Here is a 16934-nt window from a genome sequence, read left to right as displayed (position 1 = left end):
GGAGAGCCGGGGGACGGCTCGCGGGATCTCAGACGAACAGAGGGATGGGGTTGAGATCGTCATACGCGGTCGGCTCCGGGAGACGGCCGAGCTGTACGGGGATGTCGAAGAGCCGGCCGGGAGCGAACCGGGCCCAGAAGTGGCGCAGGCCGGGCACGACGACCTTCGCCACGGGGATCCCGATGTCGGGCCTGGTCTGGTCGAGGACCAGCAGTTCCATGCCCCGGTCGGCCAGGAGTGCGGTGACCGCCCCGACGTCGTCGCGGAGATCGGCGCGCTGCCGGTAGTCGAAGTCGGCCGGTCCGAGGGCCGGCCTGGCCGGATCGGGGAGGAGATAGGGCTGGTTGTGCACGGTCGCCCCCCACCACCAGCCGAGGAGCTGGGGTGCGGCGGACCCGTAACCGATCCCGCCGGGACGGGCGTCGGCCACCGCGGGTAACAGCTGGTTCATCTCGGTCAGGGCGCGCCGCAGGGCTATCGCGGGATCGAAGTGCGCGCCGAAGCCGAACATGATGTCCTCGGCGGGCTTGTCGGTGCGCCGGGAGAGGGCGGCGAAGACCGGGATGCCGAGGTCCGATGTGAGGTCCAGGGCCCACACCTCGCGGTGCAGATCGCGGTAGACGCCGAGGAGTTCCTCGCTCCAGCGGTCGCCGAAGCCGCCGGGTCCCTCCAGCCGTACGGCGGGCTGGCGGGTGCGGTTGTACCACCACAGGCCCACCGCGTCGCGTTCGGCGAGCTCCAGGAAGCCGTGGAGGACGGCGTCCTCCAGGCTGCTCCCCGCGGCGCTGCCGTTGGAGTCGGCGCGCAGGGAGCGGCGGCCGGCGACGGGTGGCGCGGTGCCGTCCTGGGGGCCGCCGAACCAGAGCATTCCGGTGGGCAGCAGGCGCTGGCGCTGTTCGGTGAGCGACCAGACCGGGGTCCAGTCGACCGGGGCGTGTTCGTCGAAGGGCTCGGGTACGTACTGGAAGGAGTCGTTGAGGGCGTTCCACCGGTCGCGGTCGCGGAACTGCCGGGGGTCGAAGAGCTGGCAGGCGTCCGGGGAGAGGGCGGTGTCGCCGAGTCCGCGCAGGGTGTCGCGCACCCGGGGCTCATCGCCCTGGAGGGTGCCGCTGTAGCGTTCCAGCGTTTCGCAGAGCGCGCTGACCTCGGCGTCCAGCGGGGTCGTGCCCTTGCCGCCGCTGACCATGCGCAGTCCGGCCCGGAGCTGGGCGAGGTCGCTGCCGCCGACGGCGGGGTTGCGGCCGGCCAGATAGACATGCATGCCGGCCGGGGCCCGGGGGTCGCGCCGGATGTTGTCGACGACTCCGGTGACCGGGCTGACCAGGTGCTTGTACTGGTCGTGGACCTCCTGCACGGAGCGGGCGCGGTGACCGCCGCCGCTGTGGTGGCTCTTGGGCCGGGAGACCAGGGTCACCGGGCGCCGGATCTGTTCGGACATGAGCGCGGGGTTTCCGCAGTCCCGGCACTGGGGGCGCCGGCGCAGCTCGTGGTGACGGGCGGTCAGGGCGAGGGATTCCAGGGTGAGTACGGCGGACTGTCCGGAGTACCGGTATCCGGCCAGCCACTTCGCCGCCTCGAGGGCGGTGAGCTGTGCGGCGGCCGCGGCGGACGCGGGCACCCGGGCGGCCGGCCGGGGTACCGGGCCGGTGAGGCCGAGGGCGCGCCGGACGGGCGCCTCGGAGAGCCGGTGACCGCTGAGCCGGTGGGCCAGGCAGGACCAGCAGGCTCCGACGCCGGGGACGAACACCGGTCCGATCCAGGCGGTCGAGCCGCCGGGCCGGGAGAGCAGCCAGGGCCGTCCGGTGACCTGGTGGAGGGCGTCGATCTCGCGGAGGTCGGGGTTGAGGTAGTCGTCACAGACGACGATCGACAGCAGTGCGGGGGTGGTGGTGTCGGCGCTCTCGTATCCGTCCCCGGCGGCCACGGTCAGTCCGGCGGCGGTGCACGCCTGGTGGACGGTGTCGGCGGTGGCGGAGCCCACGGTGAGGATCCGCACCACGGAGGCGGAGAGGCGCTGAAGGGTCTCGGATCCGTCGAGTCCGGCCAGCTCCCAGTAGGCGCGGGCGGGCTCGCGGGCCATGTCGAGCGGGTCGGCGGCCTCGGGTGCCGCCGCCGAGTAGCCCACCAGACCGGCCTGGGCCAGCCGTCCGATGAGCCTGCCCGCCTGTTCGGCGGGGATGGTGCGGGCCGCCTCGCGGAGCACGGTGGGCAGGTCGCGGGTGCCGTCGAGCAGCGGGACCAGGGTTTCGATCTGGTCTCCCTGCAGGGCGGTGACCCCGCGGTCGGAGAGGAGATACGCGGCGTCCCCCGCGACCACCTCGGCTCTCAGATGACTGCGGAATCCCACGCGCCGCCCTCGCGTGGATTCCGTTGCCCTGGCTGGACTTTCCCCGTGGATGGCGGTCACCGCACGATCGCCCGGTTCTGACCGGCGGCGGGCACGGCGCTCTCGGACCAGGTGAAGCAGGTGGTGGCGTGGACCAGGACGGGGCGGCTGAGCTCCTCTATGGAGAGTTCGCAGACGGGGGCGTCGGGGAGGGCGGGGATCTGTTCGCCGGCGGCGAGGGTGACACCGAACTCGTCGAGGACGGAGTGGGCGTCCGCACGGTAACGGTCCGCCAGGGCGGGCTCCAGCCAGGTGCGGGCGGTCAGTTCCACCAGCCACGCCTGGGGGGACTGCTGCTCGTGCAGGGACACATGACCGGAAAGTGCCTCAACGTCGGTACCGAACGTGCTCTGCTGAGCGAAAAGGTAGCTTTCGTTCATGATGTCCTCCGTCTGGAATCCTGTGTGTGGATCGGAGCCGCCGTGCTGTGCCGGCAGACAGAATTCTTCGGTTCGGCGGTGGGTTGCGAACAGTGTTCGGCTCACGGCTCCCATATGAGTTCTTCATGGCCGGAACCATCCTGGATTCATGCCGGGCCGGTGATCCGATCACTGGGGCCGGATCGCCCCTCGTGCCATCGTGAATTGCCCCGGAGACGAGACCGGGCCGTTGTGGTTGGAGGGAGAACCAGATGGAGATCCGGGTCCTGGGGCCGCTCGTCGCTCAGCTCGAACACACGTCTGTTGTGCCGAGTGCGGCGAAGCCACGTCAGGTGCTGGCATTACTGGCGCTGCACCCCGGTCAGGTGGTGACCGTCTCCACCTTGCTGGACGAATTGTGGGGGGACGCGCCCCCGCGCACCGCACCGGCGACCTTGCAGACCTATATCCGGCAGCTGCGCCGGATGCTGGCGGCGGCGCTCGACCCCTCGGGCGTCCGCGGCCCGAAGGACGTGCTGTGCACGCGTTATGGCGGATACGCGCTGGATGTGTCGGCCGCGGTCGACGCCACGGAGTTCCAGCGGCTGTGCGTGACGGGGCAGACGGCGCTGCGGGAGGGGGCCGACGCGGAGGCGTCCCAGCTGCTGCACCGGGCGCTCGCCCTGTGGCGCGGTCCGGCGCTGGCGGATGTGCAGATCGGCCGGGCGCTGGAGGTCGAGACGCTGCGGCTGGAGGAGACGCGGCTCTGCGCGCTGGACGGAAGGATAGAGGCGGACCTGCGGCTCGGCCGGCATGCGGCGCTGCTGGGCGAACTGACCGCGCTGGCGGCTCAGCATCCGCTGCACGAGACGGTGCATGCCCAGCTGATGCTGGCGCTGTACCGCTCCGGGCGCACCTCGCATGCGCTCAGTGCCTATCAGCGGCTGCGCAGGTCGCTGATCCGTGAACTGGCGCTGGAGCCGTCCCCTCGGCTCCAGCGCTTGCACCAGGCGATTCTGGAGTCCGATCCGGGGCTGGAACTGCCCGACTCGGTCATGATCGGTGCCCGGGTGCGGGCCGCGGGACGGCTGATTCCCGCCTCCACCTGAGGCGGCCGGCCGGGTGGCCGCCCACGCCGCGACGAGGGCACCGCCACGGCCGTCCCGGAGACCCCGCACGCACCGCCGGTTTCGCCGTCACCGCAGGCCACCGCCCCGCGACCACAGCGCGGGGCGGTGGCCTGCGCCGTGTGCGGAGCCGGTCGCGCGCCACCGCCGCGAGGCGCGCGGATCCACCGCGGGGCGCGCCCCGGCGCACTGCCGTTTGGTGGCTCTTAAGCACCGGTGCGGAGGGTGGGGGTGTGCCGGCCGGTCCGTCACAGCGGAGTCCCGCGTGCCGGGCCGCGAATGGTCCCGCCATTCGTCCGCCCGTCCGCCGCGATGGTGCGTCCGCCGCCCGGACCGGCCGGTCTCACCACCGGGGAGTGCCGCCGCGCCCCGGCCCTCCGCAGGGCCCCGGCCGCCGGTGGTCATCGCGCATCGAGAGGAGAACCGGGCACCATGACGAGATATCTGAGGCGCGGTGGCACGGCCTACCGGGGCCGTCTCCGTATGTTCTGTTTTCCCTACGCGGGCGGCGGCGCCTCCGCTTACGCCGGATGGCAGCGCCGGCTCGGCACCGGGGTGGATGTGCAGCCGGTGCAGCTTCCCGGCCGCGAGGGCCGGATGGCGGATCCGCGGTTCACCGGCCTGGCGGAGCTGGTGGCCGATCTCGACGAGGAGATCGGGCCGCAGCTGGACCATCCGCATGTGCTGTACGGACACAGCATGGGCGCCCTGATCGCCTTCGCGCTGACCCAGCGCCGGCGGGCGCGGGGCGCGGCGCTGCCCGAAGCCCTGCTGCTCAGCGCGCACCGGGCACCGCATCTGCCCGCGCCGCCGATCACCGGCGGATATGTGGCGGACGACACCGAGCTGGTACGGGGTCTGGCCTCGCTGGGCGGTCTGCCGCGGGCGCTGCTGGACCGTCCGGAGTGGCTGGCGGCGCTGCTGCCCGTGGTGCGCGGGGATCTGTCGCTCTGTGCCGGCGCGGGAAGCGTGGACCGCACCCCGCTGCCGGTTCCGGTTCACGCCTTCGCCGGGCTGGACGACCGGCTGGTGACGGTGCCGGAGGTGCGCGAGTGGTCGGGGTACTCGACCCGGGAGAGCGACACGGTGGTGATGCCCGGGGGCCACTTCTTCATCAGGGAGCAGGAGACGGTCTTCCTGGAACAGCTCTCGGGTGTGCTGCGCCGGTACGAGGGTGTCCCCGAGCGCCCGGCGCTCGATCTGGTGGGCGCGCCGAGCGACTGACGCGCCGCGGAATGCCCCGGATCCGGGTGCCCGTCGGGCTCCCGGATCCGGAATTCCATGCTCCGCCGGGCTCCAACACATCGGATGTCTACGGACTCCGGGAGTCCGGATTCCGGCGCACGACCGGCCGCCGCTCCCCTGTCAGGGGGGAGGGCGGCCGGCTCCCGGCATCCGTGCGGGGAGCCGCCCTTACGGTGGACCGATGACGCATGACGGAGAGCCACTGCCCGGCGGGGACACACCCGTACCGCCCGTTCGGGGCGACGGGACCGGCCCGCACCCGGCCGCCGGACGGGCCGAGGAACCGGGAGGGCTGATCATCTTTCTGAACGGAACATCGAGTTCCGGTAAATCGAGTATCGCGAGAGAACTGCTGGGGCTCCTGGACCGGCCCTTCTTCCATCTGCCGGTGGACGCCTTCCACGCCATGCGGTCGGACCGGGAGATCGCGCCCGAGGAGCTGCCCTCCGTGCTCCGGCGCACCTGGGCGGGGTTCCACCGAGCGGTCGCGGGCATGGCCGCGGCGGGCAATGATGTCGTGGTCGACTATCCCCTCAGCGAGCCCTGGCGGCTGGAGGACTGTCTGGCGCTCTTCCCTCCCCGGGATGTCGTCCTGGTGAAGGTCCACTGCCCACTGCCGGAACTGGAGCGCCGTGAGCGCGAACGCGGTGACCGGCAGGCGGGCCTGGCGGCGTATCAGTTCGACCGGGTCCACGCCCATGGCGTTCACGACCTCGTCTGCGACACCGCCGCCATGAGTCCGCTCGCCTGTGCCCGGCGGATCCGGGACTTCCTGCCCGGGCGCCCCTTTCCCACCGCGTTCGAGCGGCTGCGGGCGCGCGGTGCGGGGGTCTGAGGGCGGGGGCCGGCGGCGGTGGTTCAGGAGAGCGCCGCGGTCATCGCCGCGGTGACCCGCGCGGCCCCGGCTCCGTCCGGTGCCGCCACCCGGGCGGCCAGGGCGACGGGATCGCCTCCGCCGGTGCGGGCGAGCGTGATGGACCAGGCGGAGGGGGCGCCGTCCGCGTCGGCGGTCGGGGCCCAGGTCTCCTTCTCCCGCAGCGCGGGGAGCAGCAGGCCGGCCGCGGAGGCCGGGACGCTCCGCGCGGCCCGTCCCCCGGTCTCCCCGGCGACCATGTGCGGCGCCGCCATCAGGCCGCGGTTGGCGAATGCCGCCGTCACCCTGGCCAGCTGGAGCGGGGTGACGGTGACGCTCCCGTCCCGGTAACTCCCGTACTCGCTCTCGGCGGCCCGGACCGGAACCTCCACCTCGGCGTCGCCGAAGCCGAACGCCTCCGCGGTTGCGCGCAGTTTCTCCTCACCCAGCTCCGCGGCCAGCCTCGCGAAGACGTCATGGCAGGACCGGACGAGCGCCGCACGGATGGTCGCGTTCGCGCACTCGCCCGAGCCCCCGGCCACGGGCTCGTCCGCCGTGTCGTACAGACCGTGCTCCAGGGCCGCCGCCGCGATCACGAGATCGAAGGTCTCACCGGGCGGGGTCGCCTCGCGCAGCGCCCGGTTGAGCAGCGGCTTGTTCCGGTCGCCGTTCAGCTCCTCCCATGCTTCCGCGTCCTTGTACGAGAAACCGCTGAAGGTCCCCGGGTCGTGGGAGGGGGTGCTCACGACCGCCAGCAGCGCCCCCGTCCGGGCGTTGAGCGCGACCGCCGCCCCGCGCCGCTCGCCGAGCGCCGCGAAGGCCGCCTTCTGCACCTTCGGATCAATGGTGGTCGCCACGTCCTCCCCCTTGCGGTGGGTCAGGGACTCCTCGCGAAGCGCCTCCACTCCCGAGGTGCCGAAGGAGAGTGACCGGTGACCGGTCACGAACGCGTACAACTCGCCCTCCGCGTAGGTGCGCTGGTACGGGATTTTCCGGTTCCCGCTCGGCTTCGACCCGGTCACGGGCTCGCCGCCGACGAGGATGTCGCCGTATCCGGCACCGGATGAGGCGGTCGGAACCGGCTTCGCCGTACCCCTGTCGGGAGATTCCGCGTCACCGGAGCAACCGGTCAGCAGGACGAGGAGGCAGGACACGGCAAGACGGCGCTTGATGACGGATGGCATGATCACACCCTAGACAACACCCGTCGCCCGCATGGCGGAACGACCATCGCGGGGCCGCCGCCGCCCGGGGCGGCGGAGCACTCCGGCCGTTCCGGAGAAGGCCCGTTCCCTTGCCTCCTCGACGGATACGCGGACGCCGGACGCGCACCCGCCGGAGCCGGTTCCGGCCGCCCGCCGCGGGCACCGGTGATGGACACGAGGACACGGCCCGCCGCGATCGGGCCGGTCCGGCCGCGGCGTCCGGCCGCTTCGCCGAGCCCGTGCGCGAGGGCCGGGCGTCCGGCCGCTCCGCCGAACCCGTGCGCGAGGGCCGGGCGTCCGGCAGCGCGACGCGGAGGCCGTCGTGAACAGCGGCCTCGCCGGCGGAGCGGTTCGCGTCCGGGAACATCCGTGTGGCCGGGGTCCACGACGGGAACAGCGCCCGGACCGCCGTCCCGGTGCCGCTCGCCGCGGACGGCCGGGACGGGGGTCAGCCTGCGCGGGCCGGTTCGGCGGCCGGGGTGTTCGCGGCGAGAAGGAGATCCTCGTACGTGTGGTGGCGGCGGGTGGTGGTGCGGTGGTGCAGCAGGCCGGCCGCGCGAGTGTGCTCGCCCGTGTCGACGAGGGCCCGGGCGAGAGTGTCCTGGATGATCTCGCGCTCGACCCGTACCCCGCCGATCCGTTCCGCCTTCTCGCCGAGGCCGCTCAGCAGGTCCGCCGCCCTGCGGGGGCGGCCCGCGGTGATCTCGGCCAGGGCCTCGACGACGGGGGCCACGACATCGCGGTAGTCGGGGCGTTCGTCGGCGGCGGCCCTGCGGGCCAGGGTGCGCAGATCGTCGGTGGCTGCCTCCACGGCCAGCGCGAGGGCCAGATTGAAGGTGTGGAAGGACTCCGCCATTCCGCCCGGCGCGGCGAGCAGTTCCCGGATCCGGTCGAGATCGCTGCGGCCGGCCGGTGACTCTCCGATCAGAAGCAGGCGCCAGTTGGTCGCGGCCCGCATGCCCACATCCGTGCCCGCCAGAGCCGTGTCCGCCCGCCTCCGCGCGTCGGGGAAGTCGCCGCAGGCGATGGAGTGGAGCGCGGCATGCCAGTTCAGGTGCCGTGACTGCACCGCGTCCGGGTCCGCCGCGAGCCACTGGTCCAGGAAGCCGGCGGCGGCACTGCCGCCGCCCAGTTCGTGCTCGGCATGCGCGAGGGCATGCGCGGCCACACCGGAGCGCGGATACCGGTCCAGTGCATAGGCGGCCAGGTCGTGGGCCTCACGGGTCCGGCCCTGCTCCGCCCGGGTCGCGGCCAGCAGGCTCAGCCATGGCCAGCTGTCCGGGCCGGCCACCGCCGCCTGTTCCTCCGTCAGGGCATCGCCCCGCGCGCGGTGGGCGGCGTCCCCGTAGTCGGCGAACGCGCCCAGCATGAGCCCGGCCTGCTCATCGGCGGGCCACCGGGCGAAATGCCCCACCAGATGATCCGCCGTCAGCCGGTACTGCCGGTGGGTGTGCAGGAACACCCCGTACACCAGGCTCGCCTCCCGCTCACCGGCGGCCAGCGCGTCCCGGTGCGCGATCACCAGCTGCTCCTTCAGCACGGCGTCGCTCCACCGGTCACCGGTGGCCAGGGCCAGCAGCGCGCGGGCCACTCCACAGCCCGGGTCCGCCCCGACCCATGCGCGCAGCAGCGGCAGCGTCCGCCCGCTCAGGGACAGCAGCGCCTCCACCGCCCGCTCCCGTACCGGCGCACCCGCCGTCGTCCCGCTCACCCCGCGTTCACCGGCCCGTTCACACACTCGGCCGGATAATGGCGGTGCAGACGATGCCGCTGTTGCCGCACTGATTGCGCGGCAGGTCCAGCGGCAAACCGATCTGATTGCCTCCGCCCACCCCGCTCCCGGCCACTGTGGCTCCCCCGGCCCGGGCGGCGCCCTCGTTGACACAGGCGTTGCCGAACACCGCGTTCCCGATCCCGATCACGCTCGCGTGCGCGGCACCGGACGGCAGCAGGGCCGCCCCGGCCACCGCGCCCAGTACGGCGGCCCGCACCCCCGCACGTCCCGCACCACAGCCCATGCCCCGCGTCTCCACACCCATCGCGCTCCTCCTCCACCCGGGACGCGTCCCGGCCCGTACGGATCACGGCGGCCGGACAAACCCGGACCGTACCCCCATCAACGAACGAACCGGCTCCCGACACTGGGCATCACCGCCCGGGGGCGCCGACAGGGCGGAGAACGAATGCCGTGCCGGGCGCGGTCAGCCCCGCACCGGCTGTCCGGCCGGGACCGCGCCGGGGGCGGTCTCCGGGGGCACGGTCTTCCCCGCGGCCCCGTCCGGTGCCGTGTCCGGGCCGGCGCCGGGCCGGAACTCGCGGCCGGGCATCAGCAGCGCCGCGATCACCGCACCGGCCGCGACCCCCGCCGCGGCGACCACCAGACCGACCCCGGCCGCGTGGTCGAAGACCGCCCGGGCGGTCGCCGCCAGCGTCTCCCCCGCCGCGCCGCCGGTGCGTTCGGCGAGTCGCAGGGCGCTGTCCAGCGTGCGGCCGGCCGTGTCCGGCAGCGCGGTGCCGGCCGCCCGGCTCGTATAGCCGTGGGCGAGGACGCTGCCGACGACCGCGACCCCCAGCGCGTTGCCGAGCTCCTGCATGGTCATGTCCAGCGAGCCGGTGGCACCCGAACGCTCCGGCGGCACCAGGGACATCACCACATCCGTGGTCGGCCCCATCGCCAGGCCGAAGCCGATCCCCGCGAGGAGGAGTCCGGCCAGTACCGGCGGATAGCCGCTGCCGACCTGGCCGACGGTGAGAATGCCGGCCGCCCCGATACCGAGGCCGATGGCCACACTCCCGCCGGGGCCGACCCGGCGCACCAGCGCGGAGCACATCAGGGTGCCCAGCAGCACCGCGAAGGCCACCGGCATCACGGCGAGTCCCGCGCGCAGCGCCCCGTAGCCGAGGGCGAACTGCAACCGCTGGGTGAGCACGAACAAGGTGCCCGCCAGGCCGAACATCAGCAGCAGAATGCTCACACTCGCGCCGATGAACGGAGCCCGCCGCAGCAGCGCGAAGTCCACCATCGGGCTCGGGTGGCTCCGCTCCCACAGCACGAAGGCGATGCCCGCCGCGACGGCGACGGCGAATCCGGTGACCGGCCGGGCGGAGGTCCAGCCGTGCTTCGACACGGAGATGGTGGCGAAGACCAGCCCCACCATCGCGGCCGTGCCGAGCAGCGCGCCCACCGGATCGGCCCGGCGCGGAGCGCGCGCGGCCGATTCGGGGAGCAGCAGCCATCCGGCGATCAGCACGACGGCCACCGGCACCAGATTCACCAGGAAGATCGACCCCCACCAGAAGTGCCCGACCAGGGAGCCGCCGACCACCGGCCCGGCCGCGACACCCAGCGCCGAGGCCCCGCTCCACACCCCGATCGCCTTGGCGCGCTCCCCCGGCGGGAAGACATGGACCAGGACGGCGAGAGTGCCGGGCATGATGAAGGCGGCGCCGAGGCCCATCAGGGCACGGGCCGCGATCACCTGGCCCGATCCGTCCGCCGCCATGCCGACCAGGGAGCCCGCGCCGAAGACGGCGGTACCGGTGAGCGTGGCGAGCTTGTGCCCGTAACGGTCGGAGAGGGTGCCCGCGGTGAGCAGCGCCCCGGCCAGCGCCAGCGCGTAGCTGTCGACGATGAACTGGAGTTCGCTGATGTCCGCGTCGAGGCTGCGCATCATCTCGGGGATCGCCACATTGAGCAGGCCGTTGTTGAGAACGATGGCGAACAGCGCGAGGGAGAGCACGCAGAGAATCCACCAGCGGCGGGGATCCGCGGTGTCGGCGCCGTCCGTACCGGTGCTGTGCATGGGTCGGTCCTCCGTCGTTCCGGGACACGCTGGGCCCCGCCAGCCTCCGGGGGCCCGCTGAAGGGGTGCTTGTGGCCGGCGGCGCGTGTCCGGCGCGCTCCCGCCGGAGCCCCGGCCGGCTTCAGCGGTGCTTCAGCCCCCCTTCCTACGCTCGCGCCGAATTCGTCCCCGTCCGGGGAGGTGATGACCGACCGATGGGGGTTGCCATGGAGATCCCGGTACCGCTGCGACGGGCGCGCTCCGCGCTGCTGCTGGTCTTCCTCGTCCACGGGGTGGCCTTCGCGCTGCTGGTCACCCGTATTCCGGCGACCCAGGACCAGTACCGTCTCAGCGACGCCCAGCTCCCGATGTTCCTGGCGGCGGTGCCGATCCTCGCCGGAGCCGGCAGTCTGGCCGCCTCCCGGATCGTGCGCCGGATTCCCCCGTACACCGTGGTGCGCGTGATCCAGCCGGTGATCTTCCTGTCCCTCGTCGGGGTGGGCGCCGGCGACACCATGTGGCAGCTCGGGATCAGCCTGGCGGTCTTCGGGCTGCTGACCGGGGCGATGGAAGCCACCATGAACATGACCGGTGTGGCGATCCAGCGCGGGTACGGGAAGAGCATCATGCTCCGCTTCCACGGTGCCTCCAGCCTCGGCGGCATCCTGGGCGCCTCGCTCGCCTGGGCGGGCGCGCACTGGGACTTCTCGCTCTTCGCGCTCTACGCGGGCGGGATCGCGCTGCTGCTGCCCTTCTCGCTGGCCGCCGGTGCCCGGCTGGGCGGAACACCCCTGGCTCCCGCCCCCGCCGCGAGGACCGCCGCGGCCCGGAGCGAGGGGCGCAAGGAGCCCTGGAAGCCGCTGCTGCCGCTCTGCCTGGTGCTGGCCGTGGCGGTGGTCGCCGACTCCACGGCGACCAACTGGAGTGCCAAGTTCCTTGAGGACACGCTGAACAGCTCCGCGGCGATGGCGACGGTTCCGTACAGCCTCTACATGCTGACCACCCTGATCGGGCGGGGGTTCGGCGACCGCTGGGTGCAGCGCTGGGGCGCGGCGGCGGTCATGCGGGCGGGTGCGCTGCTCGCCGCGCTCGGATTCACCGTGATCGCCGCCGCCCCGGGCCCGTGGGCAGCGGTGTTCGGGTTCGCGATTCTCGGCGGCGGGCTCTCTGTGATCATTCCGCAGGTCTTCGCGGTGGGCGCGCATGCGCTGCCGGGGGCGCCGGACACCGCCGTGGCGCGGATCAATCTCTTCAACTACGTGGGGTTCCTCATCGGTCCGCCGCTGGTCGGCGCGGTGGGCGCGGCGGTGTCGTACCGGGTGGCGATGTGTGTGCCGCTGGTGCTGGTGCTGATCGTGCTGCTGGCGGCCCGCTCGCTGGTGCCGCCCGCGGCGGTGGCGGCGGCGGGCGGCGGGAAGCCGGCCGCGGACCCGGTGGAGCCGGGGGACCCGGTCACGGCGGGCGCTCCGGCCGCACCGCCCCGGTCCGGCTGACCGCCCCGCCCTCCCACCGAGCCCGCGCACACCGTCCGGCCGCCCCGCGCGGCCGGGCGGCGGCGCGGGCTCCTGGCGTTCCGGGGGCTTGCGGGGACGCACGCGGGCCGCGCTTTTAGCCCGGCCAAAGCAGTTCGGCGGACGATCCCCGCGAGGGCGGATCCCGGGGCGCGGCCGTGCGCAGGATGTGCGGCCGGGTCCGTATCACCGGGAGAGCCCACCGACGATGGGAGAACCATGCGCTGGGAAAGCGTTTACGTCGCGGGGACGGGTGCCTGGCTCCCCGAGCCGGTCTCCGCCCGCGCCGCCGTGGAGGCGGGTGAGTACGACCCGGAGCAGTACGAGGCCGACGGCCTGCTCTCCGTGGCAGTGGCCGACGACGAGGTCGCGCCGCCCGACATGGCCGTCCACGCGGCCACCACCGCGCTCAAGCGGTCGGGGCTGGACCCCGCCACCGTACGGCTGCTGCTGCACAACTACGTCTGGTTCCAGGGCCAGACCATGTGGCCGGTCGCCTCCTACATCGCCGATCACGCCGTGCACACCGGCGTTCCGGCGTTCGAGGTCAAGCAGGAGTGCGCCGCGGCGATCAGCTCGCTGGATCTCGCCGCCCGCCATCTGGCCGGCGAGAGCGGCGAGGCCGCCGCCGTCATCACCACCGCGGACCGGTTCGCACCGCCGCTGATCCACCGCTGGAGCGCCGAGGCCGGTCTGGTCTACGGCGACGGCGGCACCGCGCTGGTCCTCTCCAACCAGGGCGGATTCGCCCGGGTGCTGTCCACCGCGATCCGCTCCGACAACCGGATGGAGGCGCTGGCCCGGGGCGCGGGACCGACCCCGCTGCCCACTCAGGAGCCGTATGACCACGCGGCCAGGTTCGCCCACTACATGCGCGCCCAGGGCAATATCCGCGAGGCGACCGAGCGGCTGATCGCGATGGTGGTCGGGGCCGTGGACGACGCGCTGGCCGAGGCCGGGACCGAGCGCTCCGACCTCGCCTGGGCGGTCATCCCGACCGGCGGGCGCAGCAAGATGCAGTGGCAGGCCGAGCAGCTGCTCGGGGTGCCCGCCGAGCGCACCACCTGGGAGTTCGGCCGGCGCGCCGGACATCTGGGCGCCGGCGACCAGTTCGCGGCGCTCAACGATCTCGCCGAGAAGGGCTCGCTGCGCCCCGGTGACCGGGTGCTGATGCTCTCGGCGGGCCCCGGCACCGCGTCCGCCGCCGTCCTGGAGATCACCGCGACACCGGAGTGGTCCTCCCCCGCCGCCGGGTTCGCGCCCGGACAGGAGGTGCGGCCGTGACCGCGACCGTACTGGAGACCCACCCCGCGGGCGCGCTGATCGACAACGCGGTGGGCACCGCGTCGGCGCCGCGCGTCACCAACGCGGCCGAGGCGATTCTCGGCGACGCGGTGGCCCGGTGCCCGGACTCGCCGGCCGTCCGCGACCGGTATGGGGTATGGAGCTACGCCGAACTCGACGCCGCGGCCGACTCCTTCGGCCGGGTGCTGGACGCCCATGGCATCCGGCCCGGCGACCGGGTGCTCGCCCGGGTCGGCAGTGTGCGGGAGTTCACCGCGGTGCTGTACGGGACCTGGCGGCGCGGTGCCGTGCTGGTGCCGATCAATCCGGGGATGCGGGCCTTCCACCTCCAGGCGGTGATCGCCGACTCCGAGCCCTCGCTGGTCGTGGTGGAGGACGGCGAGCGGGGCGGCGCCGACGGGCTGGTGTGGCCGTCGGGGACCCCGGTCGCCGTGGTGGGCGAGCTGGATCTGTCCGGTCCGGCCGCTCCGGAGGCGCGCACCGAGAACGAGGTGCCGGCCGACCGGCTGGCGCTGCTGATCTACACCTCCGGGAGCACCGCCGCGCCGAAGGGGGTGGCCTGCCCGCACGGGCCGGTGGCCTTTGCCGCGCGGGCGATAGCGGCCCGGCTGAACTACACCCCGGACGACGTGGTCCTGACCGCCGTGCCGCTCTCCTTCGACTACGGCCTCTATCAGATCCTGCTCTCCGCGCTGGCCGGTGCCGAGCTGCTGCTCTCCGGGCCCGCCGACCACGCCCGGCTGCTGGGCTTCGCCCGCGACCACGGGGCGACGGTGGTCCCGCTGGTGCCCTCGCTCGGCGAGCTGCTGGTCAAGCTGAGCTCCCGGGACCGCCGGCCGACCCGGATCCGGCTCTTCACCAACACCGGGGCCGCGCTGAACGCACCGCTGATCGCGGCGCTGCGGGAGGCGTTCCCCGGAGCGGCGGTGGCCCCGATGTACGGGACCACCGAGTGCAAGCGGATCACCATCCTGGAGCCGGACGGCGATCTGGCCCGCCCGGGATCGGTCGGGCCCGCGCTGCCGGGTACCGAGGTGCTCGCCGTCGGCGACGACGGCCGGCCGGTGCCGCCGATGGAGATCGGTGAACTGGTGGTGCGGGGCCCGCATGTGATGGCGGGCTACTGGCGGGCGCCGGAGCCGACGGCGCTCCGCTTCCGGCCCGACCCGCGGACCGGGGTGGTGACCCTGCACACCGGCGACTACGGCTGGCTGGACGCGGACGGACACGTCTACTTCCAGGGCCGCCGGGACGATCTCTTCAAGCGGCGCGGCTCGCGGATGAGTTCGGTGGAGATCGAGGCCGCCGCGCTGGACATCGACGGCGTGCGGGAGGCGGCTCTGCTCGTCCCCGAGGAGGACCGGGACATGGTGCTCTTCGTGGTCGGCGAGGGCCGCGCGCTCGGCGCCGAGCAGGTGCTGGCCCGGCTCGGCGAGCGGCTGGAGGCCGCGAAGGTGCCGGATCTCTGCCAGGTGCTGGCCGCCCTCCCGCTCACCCCCAATGGCAAGACGGACCGCAAGGAGCTGCGCAGGCGGCTCGTGGAGGGCATCGATGGCGACTGACAGGGAGCTCACCGAGCGGCGGCTGGTGGAACGCTGGGGCAGCCCGCTCTACATCTACGATCTGGCCCGGGTCCGGGCCTCGCTGGAGGATCTGCGGGCGGCGCTCCCCCAGCCGTGCCGCATCTACTACTCGCTCAAGGCCAATCCGCATCCGGGCCTGGTGGCCGAATTGCGCCGGGGCGGGGCGCGGGCCGAGGTCACCTCGCGCGGCGAGCTCGCGGCGGCGCTGGACGCGGGCCATCCGGCGGCGGAACTGATGTACTCCGGGCCGGGCAAGGTCGCCGCCGAGCTGAACGAGGCGATCACGGCCGGGATGCGCACCTTCTCCGCCGAGTCGTTCGGCGATCTGGAGCGGATCGGGGCCGCCGCCGCCGCGCAGGGGGTGACCGCCGACTGTGTGCTGCGGATCAACGCCGCGGGCGCGCCGGGACAGGCCGGGCTGCGGATGACCGGCGGCCCCTCGCAGTTCGGCTTCGATCTGGACGGACTGCGCACGGAGCGGGCCCGGCTGCTGGCCCAGGGCACCCGGATCGTCGGGATGCACTTCTTCCCGCTCACCAATGCCCGGGACGAGGAGGGACTCCGCGCGGAGCTGGCGCAGAGCATCCGCACGGCCGCCGAGCTCCGGGACGACCTCGGCATCCCGCTTCACCTGCTCGATCTGGGCGGGGGTTTCGCGGCCCCGTACGCCACACCCGGTGAGCGCCCGGTCTACCGGGGGCTGCGGACGGCGCTGACCGCGGTGCTCGACGAGCATCTGCCGGGCTGGCGGAGCGGCGAGCCGGTGATCGCCTTCGAGTCCGGGCGGTATCTGGTGGGCGACAGCGGTCGGCTGATCACCACCGTCACCGATGTGAAGCACAGCAGGGGCACCGACTACGCGGTCCTCGACTCCGGCATCAACCATCTGGGCGGGCTCTCGGGGCTCGGACGGCTGCTGCCGCTCTCCGCCCAGCCGGTCGAATCGGGCACCGGAACCGACGCACAGGGTCCGGACGCGGAGGCGGAGGTGTGGCCGGAGACGGTCACCCTCGCGGGGCCGCTCTGCACCCCGGCCGATGTGCTGGCGCGGTCCGCCGCGCTGCCGGGGGTGCGCTCGGGGGATCTGCTCTCCTTCCCCAATGTGGGCGCCTACGGCCTCTCGGCGAGTCTGCTCGGCTTCCTCGGCCACCCCGCGCCGGCCGAAGTGCTGCTGGACGGCGGGGAGATCGTCTCCGTCACCCGGGTGGCGCTGCGCCGCCGGAGCGTGGAGCCCCTGACCGAATCCCGTACGGAGGAGATCACCGCCATGACCCGGACCACCACAGCGGAGGCGGACGCGCCGGCCGGGGAGGCGCCCTGGGACCGGGCGTACGAGTCGCTGCTCCACGAGGTACTGCCCCGGCTCTCCGCGAAGGGCCCGCTCCGCCCGGACAGCAGTCTGAAGGCCGCCGGGCTGGATTCACTCGCCATGGTGGAGGTGCTGGTGCGGGTGGAGGCGGAGTACGGCATCGGCATCCCCGACAGCGATCTGGTGGCCGCCACCTTCGCCACCCCCGCCTCGCTGTGGCAAGTGGTCTCGGCGCTGCGGGAACAGACCGTCGGCCCGGCCTGAACCGG

13 protein-coding genes are annotated in these 16934 nt (G+C 73.6%); 7 read left to right on the top strand and 6 right to left on the bottom strand.

Annotated elements, in window-relative coordinates; all coding sequences use genetic code 11:
• Window positions 1–28: 28 nt before the first annotated feature.
• Together AAFN69_RS27325 and AAFN69_RS27320 are read right to left on the bottom strand one after the other, a co-directional pair.
• The gene (locus AAFN69_RS27325) at window positions 29–2407 is read right to left on the bottom strand and encodes a TOMM precursor leader peptide-binding protein (RefSeq protein WP_347731482.1); all 2379 of its coding nucleotides are present in this window, start codon (window positions 2405–2407) and stop codon (window positions 29–31) included.
• Entirely contained in the window at window positions 2404–2766 is a 363-nt protein-coding gene (locus AAFN69_RS27320; protein WP_347731481.1) for a TIGR04351 family putative TOMM peptide, read from the bottom strand. Before AAFN69_RS27320 ends, AAFN69_RS27325 begins: the two co-directional genes overlap by 4 nt.
• A gap of 251 nt (window positions 2767–3017) precedes the next feature.
• On the opposite strand from AAFN69_RS27320, the gene AAFN69_RS27315 reads away from it, so the two are divergent.
• The 3 genes from AAFN69_RS27315 (at window position 3018) to AAFN69_RS27305 (ending at window position 5952) form a co-directional block, all read left to right on the top strand.
• Entirely contained in the window at window positions 3018–3854 is an 837-nt protein-coding gene (locus tag AAFN69_RS27315; RefSeq protein ID WP_347731480.1) for an AfsR/SARP family transcriptional regulator, read from the top strand.
• A 450-nt stretch (window positions 3855–4304) separates the two neighbouring features.
• Window positions 4305–5096, top strand: a complete 792-nt coding sequence (locus tag AAFN69_RS27310) for an alpha/beta fold hydrolase (protein ID WP_347731479.1) — start codon at window positions 4305–4307, stop codon at window positions 5094–5096.
• A 202-nt stretch (window positions 5097–5298) separates the two neighbouring features.
• Entirely contained in the window at window positions 5299–5952 is a 654-nt protein-coding gene (locus tag AAFN69_RS27305) for an AAA family ATPase (RefSeq protein WP_347731478.1), read from the top strand.
• Between the two features lie 23 nt (window positions 5953–5975).
• On the opposite strand, the gene AAFN69_RS27300 is transcribed toward AAFN69_RS27305, so the two are convergent.
• The 4 genes from AAFN69_RS27300 to AAFN69_RS27285 form a co-directional block, all read right to left on the bottom strand.
• On the bottom strand, window positions 5976–7154 hold the full coding sequence (locus AAFN69_RS27300) for a penicillin-binding transpeptidase domain-containing protein (RefSeq protein WP_347731477.1): 1179 nt from the start codon (window positions 7152–7154) through the stop codon (window positions 5976–5978).
• A 469-nt stretch (window positions 7155–7623) separates the two neighbouring features.
• Window positions 7624–8886: a hypothetical protein gene (locus AAFN69_RS27295; RefSeq protein ID WP_347731476.1), complete on the bottom strand. Its 1263-nt coding sequence runs from the start codon at window positions 8884–8886 to the stop codon at window positions 7624–7626.
• 19 nt (window positions 8887–8905) lie between these two features.
• Window positions 8906–9214, bottom strand: coding sequence for a chaplin family protein (locus tag AAFN69_RS27290; RefSeq protein ID WP_347731475.1), 309 nt, complete (start codon window positions 9212–9214; stop codon window positions 8906–8908).
• Window positions 9215–9376: 162 nt separating this feature from the next.
• The gene (locus AAFN69_RS27285; RefSeq protein WP_347731474.1) at window positions 9377–10978 is read right to left on the bottom strand and encodes an MFS transporter; all 1602 of its coding nucleotides are present in this window, start codon (window positions 10976–10978) and stop codon (window positions 9377–9379) included.
• A gap of 206 nt (window positions 10979–11184) precedes the next feature.
• Between AAFN69_RS27285 and AAFN69_RS27280 the strand changes: the two genes are divergently transcribed.
• The 4 genes from AAFN69_RS27280 (at window position 11185) to AAFN69_RS27265 (ending at window position 16929) form a co-directional block, all read left to right on the top strand.
• Window positions 11185–12450 carry an MFS transporter gene (locus AAFN69_RS27280; protein ID WP_347731473.1) on the top strand — a complete coding sequence of 422 codons (1266 nt, stop codon included), beginning with the start codon at window positions 11185–11187 and terminating at the stop codon, window positions 12448–12450.
• Window positions 12451–12687: 237 nt separating this feature from the next.
• A complete protein-coding gene (locus AAFN69_RS27275; RefSeq protein ID WP_347731472.1) occupies window positions 12688–13752 on the top strand; it encodes a ketoacyl-ACP synthase III family protein in 1065 nt (354 codons plus the stop codon).
• Entirely contained in the window at window positions 13749–15335 is a 1587-nt protein-coding gene (locus tag AAFN69_RS27270; RefSeq protein WP_347731471.1) for an AMP-binding protein, read from the top strand. Before AAFN69_RS27275 ends, AAFN69_RS27270 begins: the two co-directional genes overlap by 4 nt.
• A complete protein-coding gene (locus tag AAFN69_RS27265; RefSeq protein WP_347731470.1) occupies window positions 15325–16929 on the top strand; it encodes a phosphopantetheine-binding protein in 1605 nt (534 codons plus the stop codon). The genes AAFN69_RS27270 and AAFN69_RS27265 overlap by 11 nt, the downstream gene beginning before the upstream one ends.
• Window positions 16930–16934: the final 5 nt, after the last annotated feature.

Source organism: Streptomyces sp. CAU 1734 (assembly GCF_039888735.1).
Taxonomy (GTDB): Bacteria; Actinomycetota; Actinomycetes; order Streptomycetales; family Streptomycetaceae; genus Streptomyces.
This window is presented reverse-complemented; position numbering and strand designations above follow the sequence as displayed.